At 63.8% G+C, this 11,889-nt stretch carries 9 protein-coding genes; 3 read left to right on the forward strand and 6 right to left on the reverse strand.

All coding sequences use genetic code 11. The annotated features are described in order from the left end of the window. Positions 1 to 256: 256 nt before the first annotated feature. The 3 genes from D7S86_RS23815 to D7S86_RS23825 form a co-directional block, all read right to left on the reverse strand. Positions 257 to 610 (reverse strand): hypothetical protein, encoded by a 354-nt coding sequence (locus D7S86_RS23815; protein WP_147432449.1) that lies wholly within the window; start codon positions 608 to 610, stop codon positions 257 to 259. A 328-nt stretch (positions 611 to 938) separates the two neighbouring features. Next, positions 939 to 1,418 carry a hypothetical protein gene (locus D7S86_RS23820; RefSeq protein ID WP_121090100.1) on the reverse strand — a complete coding sequence of 160 codons (480 nt, stop codon included), beginning with the start codon at positions 1,416 to 1,418 and terminating at the stop codon, positions 939 to 941. Positions 1,419 to 1,733: 315 nt separating this feature from the next. After that, positions 1,734 to 4,904: a bifunctional diguanylate cyclase/phosphodiesterase gene (locus tag D7S86_RS23825; RefSeq protein ID WP_121090103.1), complete on the reverse strand. Its 3,171-nt coding sequence runs from the start codon at positions 4,902 to 4,904 to the stop codon at positions 1,734 to 1,736. A gap of 566 nt (positions 4,905 to 5,470) precedes the next feature. Between D7S86_RS23825 and acuI the strand changes: the two genes are divergently transcribed. Both acuI and D7S86_RS23840 read left to right on the forward strand, forming a co-directional pair. After that, on the forward strand, positions 5,471 to 6,454 hold the full coding sequence (acuI, locus tag D7S86_RS23835; RefSeq protein WP_121090357.1) for an acrylyl-CoA reductase (NADPH): 984 nt from the start codon (positions 5,471 to 5,473) through the stop codon (positions 6,452 to 6,454). A 408-nt stretch (positions 6,455 to 6,862) separates the two neighbouring features. Then, positions 6,863 to 7,267, forward strand: coding sequence for a DUF302 domain-containing protein (locus D7S86_RS23840; protein WP_121090107.1), 405 nt, complete (start codon positions 6,863 to 6,865; stop codon positions 7,265 to 7,267). Here the strand turns inward: D7S86_RS23840 and D7S86_RS23845 are convergent. From D7S86_RS23845 to D7S86_RS23855, 3 genes are all read right to left on the reverse strand, one after another. After that, positions 7,245 to 8,129 (reverse strand): helix-turn-helix domain-containing protein, encoded by an 885-nt coding sequence (locus D7S86_RS23845; RefSeq protein WP_158602073.1) that lies wholly within the window; start codon positions 8,127 to 8,129, stop codon positions 7,245 to 7,247. The genes D7S86_RS23840 and D7S86_RS23845 overlap by 23 nt on opposite strands. 205 nt (positions 8,130 to 8,334) lie before the next feature. After that, positions 8,335 to 9,060 carry an amino acid ABC transporter ATP-binding protein gene (locus D7S86_RS23850; RefSeq protein ID WP_121090111.1) on the reverse strand — a complete coding sequence of 242 codons (726 nt, stop codon included), beginning with the start codon at positions 9,058 to 9,060 and terminating at the stop codon, positions 8,335 to 8,337. A 130-nt stretch (positions 9,061 to 9,190) separates the two neighbouring features. After that, the gene (locus tag D7S86_RS23855) at positions 9,191 to 11,035 is read right to left on the reverse strand and encodes a monovalent cation:proton antiporter-2 (CPA2) family protein (protein ID WP_121090113.1); all 1,845 of its coding nucleotides are present in this window, start codon (positions 11,033 to 11,035) and stop codon (positions 9,191 to 9,193) included. 450 nt (positions 11,036 to 11,485) lie between these two features. Between D7S86_RS23855 and D7S86_RS23860 the strand changes: the two genes are divergently transcribed. Next, the gene (locus D7S86_RS23860; RefSeq protein ID WP_121090115.1) at positions 11,486 to 11,884 is read left to right on the forward strand and encodes a hypothetical protein; all 399 of its coding nucleotides are present in this window, start codon (positions 11,486 to 11,488) and stop codon (positions 11,882 to 11,884) included. The last annotated feature ends 5 nt before the right edge of the window (positions 11,885 to 11,889 follow it).

Here is an 11,889-nt window from a genome sequence, read left to right on the forward strand (position 1 = left end):
CGAACAGGACCGTGAAACGACTCCACGCCGATGATAGTGCGGGTTCCCGTGTGAAAGTAGGTAATCGTCAGGCTGTTTAACACCAGAAAGCCCTGCCCAATCGAGCAGGGCTTTTTGCTTTTAAGCGCCGTTTTGCGCACCTGAGTCGCGCGCGCCACCTCGCTCAATGAGCCGCAGTGGTCCTACGTCGCATCACGCGCACGACAAACCGCTCGCGCGCTAAACCGCTAAACCCCAAGCGCCTCGCGATTCTCCATCACGCACGCGGGAACGCATACGCGATGCCCGCCGCGATCGGACCGGCGATCGAACCGAATACGGCTCCGACTTGCGCACCCGTCACCGCAGCGAGAGCGTGCAAGACACCGATCTCGACGCGATCCCTTTCCTGCGCATCCCATGTCGAAAAGCGTGCGAGGCTGCCGGCCAATCCGCACAATGCGCCGCCCAATGCCCCTTTGCACGCACCGATGAACGCAGCGGTCACGATACCCTCAGGACCCTTGGCCGACATGGCTTCTCCCGTTCGGATCGTCCACACGACCGTGCTTGCCGCGATCGCGATCGACGCCGCGGCGAATCCCACCACACACGCCGTCTTGAAGTTCAACCCGCTCCGCACTGTTGACGCCCGTACGTTGCTGATGCGTCTCGGGCCCAACGGCGGCGGACGTGTGGCATAAGCTCGACGCGGTGCTCCGTGTGCTCTCTTGAGGTGCCGCTGTTGACTCGATCGCTCGAGCTGAATGATGTTGTGCATGCTTGAATAAGGCCCGTGTTGCGTGATCCGGCGATCGGCGTCGCATGTCGCCGGACACAAAGGAACGGAGACCGGGTCGAGCGCCGCGTATAGGCATACCTCGTCGCAACGCGCCATGCCGCAGATCGATCCGGTGAGACTCCGTGATTCGACGCGCCGCAGGGTGTCGGGCGCGCGCTCAAGTCTCGCTCGTGTGCGAGCCGTTGTCCGCGAACGAGAGCGAGACCGCGTCGCGCTGCGATTCCCATCCCGAACGCGCGAGCAAGGGGCCTGCGATCATGCCGGTCGCAATGCCCGCGGCGCCGCCGGCCGCCAGTACCGCATACGCCACCTGAGGCGAGCGCATGCGCACGGCCAATGCGCTCGCGCCGATCAACGTGAATGCAATCAGGCCGCCGGCACCGCCGATGGCCGCGCCGGCGCTCATCGCGTGATGCAGCGACACGCGGCCTGGCGATCCGAACCGCATGCCGAATGCCGTTGACGTCTCGACCGCGATCCAGAGTGTGGTCGCCGCGAGACCGTTCAGCGCTGCGGCGGCGAGATTACGTACGCTCAGCAATCTCCGCCAACACGGCTGCGGTGCGGGCGCCGCGCGCTCGACGCGCGACCGCGAACGGCCCGATAGCGGGCGCAACTCGATTGCAATTTGATCCATGGCGACTCCGGCTTCGAAAGGGAAGCGCCAGCATGGATGCCCGGCTCTGAACGGCGCTTGCCGATTTCGCGTCGCCACTCGCGTTGCGCGCCGGGCGAATCCTCGCAATAGGGATCAAGCGCCGATGTCCTGCGCGAGATCACGCGCACAAGGGCGATGTCTTCTTAGCCGCACGTCCCCTTCGAGATCGGATCGTGCCGCGTGCGTGGACGGCATGCGTCTCGAGCGCGTGAGCCAAGGCCTTGCATCGAGATCGCATGCCTGCTGACCCGGTCCGTTGAGCGGTATCCGCGGATACGTGCGAGCTCGCGCGTGTCACGCAAGCGATTGCGCATTGACCCATGCCGCGAGTTGCGCGGCGTGCAGCGGCTTGGCAAAGAAATACCCCTGCAGTTCATCGCAGCCGGCGTCGCGCAAAATACTGACTTCCTGCTGCGTCTCGACGCCCTCGGCTACGACACGGAGTCCGAGCGTGTGACCGAGGCCGATGATGGCCCGCGTGATCGCGAGATCCGTCGGATCGTCGAGCATGTCATGCACGAAGGACCGATCGATCTTGAGCCGATCGATCGGGAATCGATTCAGATAATTGAGACTCGAATAGCCGGTGCCGAAATCGTCGATCGATAACTTGACGCCGAGCGCCCGAATTGCCACGAGCTTCGGCAAATAACTCTCGACACTATGCATGAGCGTCGATTCCGTGATCTCGAGTTCGAGCTTCCCCGGTTCGATCCGATGGGTTTCGATGCTCGTGCGCAAGGCCTCGACGAGTCCGCTGTCGCGAAGCTGTACGGCCGACAGATTGATCGATACCTGCACATCCCCGAGCCCATCCTCACGCCACTGCGCCATTTGGCGGCATGCGCGATCGATCACCCAGGCGCCGATCGGAATGATGAGCCGCGTTTCCTCGGCAATCGGAATGAAGCGGCCCGGCGGCACGTCGCCGAGCTCGGCGTTATGCCAGCGCAACAGGCCTTCGACGCCGACCAGCTGACCCGTCTGCGCATCGACGTACGGCTGATAGACGAGTTCGAAGGCGTCGTCATCGAGCGCTTCGCGCAGATGCGCTTCGAGCGTCATGCGGCTGCGCACGCGCTCGGTCATGTCGGCCGAAAAGAATTGCGACACATTGCCGCCGCTTTCTTTCGCGACATACATCGCGACGTCCGCATGCTGAAGCAGATCGTCGATATCGCGGCCGTCGTCGGGATACATGGCAATTCCGACGCTGCACGACACATGGATCGCGGACCCGTCAACATCGTGCGGTTCGCGGATCCAGGGGATCAGCGTCTGGTCGACCATCCTCGATACGTCTTCGCGATGCGCGACGCCATCGAGGATCACGATGAATTCGTCGCCGCCGAGCCGGCTAACTGTATCGTTCGCGCGTACGGATCGCGAGAGCCGGCCGGCCACGGATCGCAGCAACGCGTCGCCGACATGATGTCCGAGCGAATCGTTGATGTTCTTGAAACGGTCGAGATCGATGAAGAGCAGGGCGACGCGTTCTCCCGTTTCCTGCGCGCGCGCCATCGCGACACCCAAGCGTTCCGTGCACAATGCGCGGTTCGGCAGTTCGGTCAGCACGTCGTGATGCGCGAGAAATTCGATGCGCGCTTCGCTCTTCTTGCGATCGCTGATGTCGATCGACGTGCAGATGTAGTACGAGACGTCGCCCTGTTTTTCGCGCACGAGGCTGACCATGAGCCAGGCCGGATATGTCTCGCCGTTGCGCTTGCGGATTCGCGTCTCGCCTTGCCATGCGCCGCGTCGCGTCGCGCTCGCGGCGAGCGTGTCGAACGTATCGCCGCCCGGCGGATTCGCGGCGAGAAACTGAGGCGACTTGCCGAGCACGTCGGCCGCGTCGTAGCCCGTGGCGCGATAGAACGCGGGATTCACGGTCAACACGCGACGGTCGCTATCGACGATGAGGATCGCCTCGGACGACCCTTCGAACACCTTGGCCCACAGTTCGAGCCGTTGTTCGAGGACCTTGAGGTGATTGATCGGCGCAAAGGCGGTCAGGATCGCATCGCGGCCCTGGAACTGAAGCCTTCGCGCCGACAGCACGGCCCAGGCGGGCTCGCCGCCGGCTTTCCAGCGGACTTCGAACTCGTCGACCGCACCACGATCGGATAGCTGCTGAAAGAAGCGTGCGCGCACGGACGAGTCGAGTCCGACGCCCCACGGATCGGTCTCGAGGCCGTCGAGCCAGCGCGCCGCGGGCTGGTTCGCGTGCAGCACTTCGTGGCCCGGAATCGCGGTGACAACCATCGGAAACGGTGTCGCTTCGACGAGCGCGTGCTGGGCCTCGGATGCCCGCGCGCTTGCCGCGCGTTCCTTCTGGGCTTCGCGTTCGCGATCGAGTTGTTCGAGCATGCCGTTGAAGCCGAGCACGAGCCGGCCGATCTCGTCCTGACTGTTCCAGATCGCGCGTCGTGAATGATCGCCCGTGCGACGCACGGTTTCCATGACGCGCGCGAGCGTGCGCAGCGGTCGCGCGATCTGGCCGGCGACGAAATAGACCATGCAGAGAATGCCGCAGAGGAGCGACAGCGCGGTGCCGAGATGCAGCCACATGCGCATATACAGTTCGTGGACGCGCGCGTGCAGCAGGCCGTCGAGCGAGACGGCCGAGGCTTGCCAGCCGGCTTCGATCGCATCGACGAGGGCCCGTTGCGCGTCGTCGACTTGCGCGAGCGCGCGCGGATCGTCGTAGCTCGTGTCGACGGTCGTGCGCGCCGCTTCGCGATACGCATCGACGGCCGCGAACATGCGCCGCTTGGCCGGGCCGAGCGCGCGCTCAAGTCCGGGATTCGCGGCGACGGCTTCGTTGAAGTCGGATTGGAATCCTTGCGTCGTCGCGTCGAGCTGGCCTTCAAGGATCAGATAACGCGTGCGTGCTTCGTTGCGTTCGGTGCGCCGGAGCGCGGACGCGTGAAGCCGCTCGCCGATGCCGTTCGTCACCTGGATCAAGGCCGGATAGCGCAGGATCAGCAATGACATCGTGTAGTAGCTGTCGAGGTCGGGATCGAGGATCAGATTCGACTGGTTGCCCACGCGCGTGATGAGCTCGCGGCATGCGCCGATCGCGGCGTCGACCTTGGTTTGCAGCAAGCCGCCGGGTTCGACGAGCGCCGATACGGATGCGATCGCGCCCGCACTGACGTCGTCGCTATGCATGTCGGCGCCATGTTGTGCCTCGGCGTTCGACAATTCGGTTTCGAACGCGCGCAGGCGCGCGGTCACATCGGATTCTCCGGCGCCCACGCGCGCAATATCGATGAGACCGCCGCGCACCGCGCTTACATAGACATTCCCCGCGATTTCCTTTTGCGCGAAATCGATCGCGATGTATTTTTCGTGAATCAGAATGCCGCTGATGTAAATCACGGCAGTCAGGTCCAGCAGGTAAATCAGCAGCAGCTTTCGACCGACGCTCAGCCGCGCAAGCAGCCGTACAAATGGATTCCGCATGCTGGGTTCACCGACCGCTCAGGATTCGGCCGGCCCAATTTCTAGAAATAGGGCGCAAATACGGGTGAGGCGCTGGCGCTTGACACCGCCCGTCCTGTATTGACGTTGTAAATTAAGTATAAGGTGAAAAAAAATCGTGAAAGGTCGCAGTGCATTTTGCATACACCTGAAAATCGAATGAAAATCGCTCGCTAGAGGCTAGAGGCTAGAGGCTAGAGGCTAGAGGCTAGAGGCTAGAGGCCGAGTGCCGAGTGCCGAGTGCCGAGTGCCAAGTGCCAAGTGCCAAGTGCCAAGTGCCAAGTGCCAAGTGCCAAGTGCCAAGTGCCAAGTGCCCAACGCCAAGGGCAAGGGCAAGGGCAAGGGCAAGGGCAAGGGCAAGGGCAAGGGCAAGGGCAAGGGCAAGGGCAAGGGCGCGGCGCTAAGGCCGAGCATCTAGCGGGCCGACGCCTCATGTTCGGACGTATTCAAGGCGCCTCCTAGAACGCCGCTTTTGCGGGGCCGGAGTAACCTGTGCCTTTCGCGCGGCCACCGGCGACGGGCTGCGAATGACGACGGAGACGGATGCGATGTTTAAGGCCATTTTGCTAAACAAGACCGACACGGGCACGTCGGCACACATCGAATCGCTCGACGAAGCGGCGCTGCCCGAAGGCGACGTGACGGTCGAAGTCGATTATTCGACGCTCAACTACAAGGACGGCCTCGCGATCACGGGTGCGGGCCCCGTGGTGCGTCAATTTCCGATGGTCCCCGGCGTCGATTTCGCGGGGCGCGTGCGCAAGAGCGCCAGCCCGCGGTTCAAAGCCGGCGACGCGGTCGTCCTCAATGGCTGGGGTGTCGGCGAACTGCATTGGGGCGGGCTCGCCGAACTCGCGCGCGTGCGCAGCGAATGGCTGATGCCGTTGCCCGCGGGCATGAACGCGGCACAAGCGATGGCGATCGGGACGGCCGGTTATACGGCGATGTTGTGCGTTCAGACGCTCGAACGCCACGGCGTCCGACCCGGCGACGGCGAGATCATCGTGACGGGCGCCAACGGCGGCGTCGGCAGCATTGCGATCATGATTCTCGCGCAGCGCGGCTATCAGGTCGTCGCCTCAACCGGACGCCCGGCGGAGCGCGAACGCTTGCTCTCGCTCGGCGCGCACGAGGTGATCGACCGCGCGACGTTGTCGGGACCCGGCAAGCCGCTCGCGAAAGAACGATGGGCCGGCGCCGTCGACAGCGTCGGCAGCCATACGCTTGCGAATGTCTGCGCATCGGCGCGGCGCGGCGGTGTCGTGACCGCGTGCGGCCTTGCACAGGGTATGGATTTTCCCGCGACCGTCGCCCCGTTCATCTTGCGCGGCGTCACGCTCGCGGGCGTCGACAGCGTCTACGAGCCCATGGACACCCGCCTCAGTGCGTGGGACGCGCTCGCCGAACCGGCGCTGCTCGCACGGTTGGCCGGCAATACGCGCGAGATCGGATTGACCGAGGCCATCGACGTCGCGCGCGGCCTCTTGGCGGGACAGATCGCGGGGCGCGTGCGCGTCGACGTTCGCCGGTAGCGTGCGGCACGTGCCGCGCGCCGATTCAACGGCGGTGCGCCGACTGTATTCGAAACAGATACAGATCGGGCGCCGCATGCGCCTCGTATGCATGGATCATCCGCGATTTGCATTGCGCGCGAAGCGTACCGTCCGCCGGACACCGTGCATCTGCGCCGCATTGGTGCATCCGAGACATAAGATCAGCGCTCGTGCGATATGAACGTTGCACGTCATGGCGAACACACACGAGCCGACCTACAATCGTGGCAAGCAAGAGAGCGGACGGCCCCGAACGGCCGTTGTGAATCGAAGTCCCACTGAGGTCGTCCCACACGGGTCGTCCCACACGGGTCGTCCCACACGGGCCGTCCCGCACAAGACGCTCCACATGGACACGCCCACGCGGGCCGTGCCGAGTTCAAAGCCATGAATGACGAAGATATGTACACCTGGCCGAGCCCGCTCGGCGTGTCCGAAACCGTCGATCTGATCGTCGCGACGCTCGCGCATGTCGGTGCGAAGGTGTTCGCGGTGATCGATCAACAGGCCGAAGCGCGCGCCGTCGGTCTCGACATGCAGGCGTTGACGTTGATCCTGTTCGGCAATCCGCGCGCGGGCACGCCGCTCATGCAGGCCGATCCGACGTGCGCCTTCGATCTGCCGCTCAAACTGCTCGTGCATGCGCATGACGACGGACGCGCGCGCGTGCAGATGCTGCGCGCCGAAACGTTCGTGAGCCGCTACGACGTGCCGGCGAATGCCGCCGGCGTTTTCACGGGGGCCGCGGCGCTGCTCGAATCCGCTTTGCTCAAGGCGCCGCGCGCGCCTTGAACCACTCGGCCGTCGCGGGATCCGCGGGAAAGAACGTTTCAATCCGGAGTTCGTGAACCGTCACGTCGTGAGGCGTCCCGAGCGTCGTGATGGCCGAGAAAAGATTGAGTTCGACGCCCGCCTTGCCGATGCGCAGCGGCACGAACGGCAGCGCATTCGATTCGAGATTCGGCGTGCGCGACGCGGCCTCGATACCGGGCAATGCAAGCAGCGTGTCGAGCAGCGCCTGCGCCTCGCTTTGCGGGCCGTCGCCCATCGCTTCACGCTGAATCCAGTGCAACGCGTCGCTCGCGATCGTTTGCCAATTGAGCAGATGCCGGCGTGCTGCGGGATCGAGCGTCGCCTGAATCACATTGAATTCGCCGTCGCCGGGCAGCGGGCCATGCGCATCGATATCGAGCAGCCAGCGAAAGAATCCCGCCGCGGACGCATTGGCCATCACGAGATTCCAGAGCCGGTCGACCACGATCGCCGGGTAGGGCGTTTGTTGAGCGAGCATGAATTCGAGCGCCTGCCGGACCGCGGCCATTTCCGGATCCGACAGAGTGCGCTCCTGATACGCGGGCGCGAAGCCCGCGCAAAGCAGCATGACGTTGCGTTGCCGTAGCGGCATGTCGAGCACGGTGCCGAGGCGCAAGATCAACTCGCGGCTCGGCTGCGAACGTCCGCTTTCGAGAAAGCTGATATGCCGCTGAGAAATATCAGCCTCCGCGGAAAGCCGCAATTGACTGAGGCCGCGCTTGTCGCGCCAATATCGGAGCGCGGAACCGAAATCGCTGAAGTAGCGCTCATGCGCGAGCCGCGCGGGCGCGGTGCGCGAATCGGCCGGCTTGCGCGCGGCGTCTGCTAACGCGGAACTCATGGGCGGTCTCCTCGACGGCGATTCGCAACGACACGATGCGATCCATGTCATGCGCACGATACGGACAGTGCGGAGATTGTCGGCCCGAACGCGCGCGACGTCGATTACCTCGGACGTCATCGGCGTCAGACGCAGGATCGCACGCGCCGAACGACAGCCGGGAGGTCGCGCGCGGCCGCATGTCTTGCGACCGCGCGCTGCGCGTTCAATGCAGAATCTTGGCGAGGAATTCCTTCGCGCGGTCGGATTTCGGATGCGCAAAGAACGCGTCCTTCTGATCGTCTTCGACGATCGCGCCGCGGTCCATGAAGATCACGCGATTCGCGACCTTTCTCGCAAAGCCCATTTCATGCGTGACGCACATCATCGTCATGCCTTCCTGCGCGAGCTCGACCATCACGTCGAGGACTTCGTTGATCATCTCGGGATCGAGCGCCGACGTGGGTTCGTCGAACAACATCGCGATCGGGTCCATCGACAGTGCGCGCGCGATGGCCACGCGCTGCTGCTGCCCGCCCGAGAGCTGCGCCGGATATTTGTCCGCGTGATCCTTGAGCCCGACACGATCGAGCAACGCCAGCCCTTTTTGCGTGGCTTCGTCGCTCGAACGGCCCAGCACCTTGATTTGCGCGAGCGTCAGATTCTGCGTAATCGACAGATGCGGGAACAATTCGAAATGCTGAAACACCATGCCGACTTTCGAACGCAGCTTGGCCAGGTTCGTGCGCTTGTCGGTCAACGATAGACCGTCGATCGTGATGTCGCCCTGCTGAAACGGTTCGAGGCCGTTGACGGTCTTGATCAAGGTCGACTTGCCGGAACCCGAGGGTCCGCATACGACGACGACTTCACCCCGCTGGATATCGGTCGAGCAGTCGGTCAGCACCTGAAACTGGCCATACCACTTCGATACGTTCTTGATTGAGATCATCGAGTGACCTTTATTCCCCAGTGTCCTAACGATATTCGATGCGGTCGTAACGGCCACGGCGACACGACGTGGCGCGATGCGCAAAGGATCGAGGATACTTGAAGCCGTGGGCGGCCGCTCGCGCGTCGACTCAGTTAGGCGATCGAATGTCGGCGTGCTGTTCCTTGCGCATTTCCTCGAGATCGGCGGCGAGCAGCTCCTGCATGCGCGCGCTCGTTTCGCGCGTGGCGATCACATAGCGCTCCTCGTCTTTCCAGACGGTTTCGAGCGCGCGGAACATTTCTTCGTCGTGCAAGCGGAACAGACGGCGCGCACGCGCGGCAAGATGGTCTTCGAAACCGAGGCTCTTGAGCGCTTCCTCGCCGAGTTTCAAACCGGCTTCGAAGGTTTCGCGCTCGACGATGTCGGCGCCCTTGTCGAGCAAGCGGTACGCATGACGCCGGTCGTAGGCGCGCGCGAGAATCTTGAGATGGGGAAAGTGGCGCGTCGCGACTTCGACGAGCCTTTCGGCCGCATCGCGATCGTCGATCGCGACGACGAGCAGCTTCGCATCGGCGGCGCCCGCGGCGCGCAGCAACGCAAGACGCGTCGCATCGCCGTAGTTGACGCGCCGGCCGAAGCGCCGCATCAGCGCGACTTGTTCGGCGCTGGCTTCGAGCGTCGATGTCCGGAATCCGTTGACGATCAACAAGCGCCCGACGATTTGCCCAAAACGCCCGAAACCCGCGATCAGCGCATCGGGCCGCAGATCGAAGGCTTCGTCTTCGGGCGCGGGTCCTTGCGCCGCTTGCGGACGCGCGCTCAAACGCTCGAACGCGATCAGCGCGACAGGCGTGAGCGCCATCGACACCGCGACACCGACGGTCGCCAGCGCGGCGACGTCGCGCGTCATGATGTCCGCGGCCGATACGATGCCGAGCAGCACGAACGCGAATTCGCCGCCCTGCGACAACGCGACGCCGACATGCGCGGCGGTGCGCGTGTCGGAACCCGACGCGCGCGCGATGACGAAGATCACGACCGCCTTGACGATCATGGCGCCCGGCACGACGCACGCGAGGAGCACCGGATGATGCGCGACGAGCTGAAGATTGACGCTCGCGCCGATCGAGATAAAGAACAGCCCGAGCAACAAACCGCGGAACGGCTCGATATCCGCTTCGATTTCACGCCTGAATTCGCTTTCGGCGAGCACGACGCCCGCGAGAAAGGCGCCGAGCGCGGCGGATTGACCGACGGCCTGCATGAGCAGCGCGACCGCGACGACAAGCAGCAGCGCGGCGGCCGTGAAGATCTCGCGCTGTCGCGTGTTCGCGATGAAGCGGAACACGGGGCGCACGAGAAAGTAGCCGACCGCGATGATCAGCCCGACGGCGGCGATCACGCCGAGCGCGCGAATGCCGGCCGGATAGCCCGCGAGCACGCCGTGACGGATCGGCATCGCGCTGCCGCCATGCGATGCCGCGAGCAGCGGCACGAGCGCGAACATCGGAATGATCGACAGATCCTGAAACAACAGAATCGCAAACGAGGCGGTGCCCGTCGCGGTCTGCCGAAGATGGCGTTCTTCAAGCGTTTGCAGCACGATCGCCGTCGACGACAGCGCGAGGATGAAACCCAACGCAAACGCTTCTTGCCAGAAGAGTCCGAGCGCGAGTGCAATCGCACCGAGTACGGCGCCGCTGACGAGCACCTGTGCTCCGCCGAGCCCGAAAAACGATCGGCGCATGCTCCATAGAATCGAAGGTCGCACTTCGAGCCCGATCAGAAACAACATGATGACCACGCCGAATTCGGCGAAATGCAGCACGCTTTGCTGATCGGCGACGAGCCCCCATGCATACGGTCCGATGATCGCGCCCGCGATCAGATAGCCGAGCACCGAGCCGAGCCCGAGTCGTGTCGCGATCGGCACCGCGATCACGCCGGCGCTCAGATAGATGACTGCGTTGACGAGCAGGCTTGCGCCTTCCATGAATCGCGAATCCTTGTAACTAGGGTTGTCGATGACGCGCGGATCGTTGGATTCCTCTCACGCCGCACTGACGAACGGGTTCTGAATGCGTATGCTATCCGAACAACGCGTAACTTCTATTTCGACTCACACGCGATCGAAGCGGATCGTGCCCGGTTTTGGGCCGTGGGCCGCCGCCATGCTGAATGTCTTTCAGCGGCGGTTTCGAAAGACGGGGCGTTTCTGCCACCGGACGATATTGCAATGCGTGTGAAACAGGCTGCCCGGCGTTCGCATGATCTCGCCGGGATTCGACGGGCCTGACACACCGGCTATCAGGTGAGGACGTGTATGTGGACCTTCTCTTTCCGCGATCGGCATCCGAGCGTGCTGCGGACACGGGGCGCACACCTGCAGGACACGCGTGCGGCGGGTCGGAACGATCTTCTTGGGCGGGCGAGGACGGACGGCATGATGGTGCCGGGCCGTGCGTCGTCAAGGCTCGCTCAGGCATCGGTCGTCGCGGTCTGGCTCTGGTCGATGGTCGAACTCCCGGCCGAATTGACCGTCGATGCCTCGATTGTTCAGACGTTTGCGCTGGCCTTCTCGAAGATCTGCCTGACGATGCTCGCGTATGCGGTGCTCACGGGCCGGAGTTATGCGCGCCGGATCTTTCTGTTCGTCTGCTGGCTCAGCATTCTCGCGATCGCGCCCGATCTGACCTTGCAATTCCGCGTCGACCGCACGGGCTTTTATCTGTCCGCGATCGAATGCGCGCTCAAGGGCCTCGCGATCATCGCGTTCGCGCTGCCGAGCCTTGAATACAAGGTCCGCTTCGACGATCCCGCGCACGCCGAAGGCGGACGTTGACGCGC

Source organism: Pararobbsia silviterrae (assembly GCF_003628125.1).
Taxonomy (GTDB): Bacteria; Pseudomonadota; Gammaproteobacteria; order Burkholderiales; family Burkholderiaceae; genus Pararobbsia; species Pararobbsia silviterrae.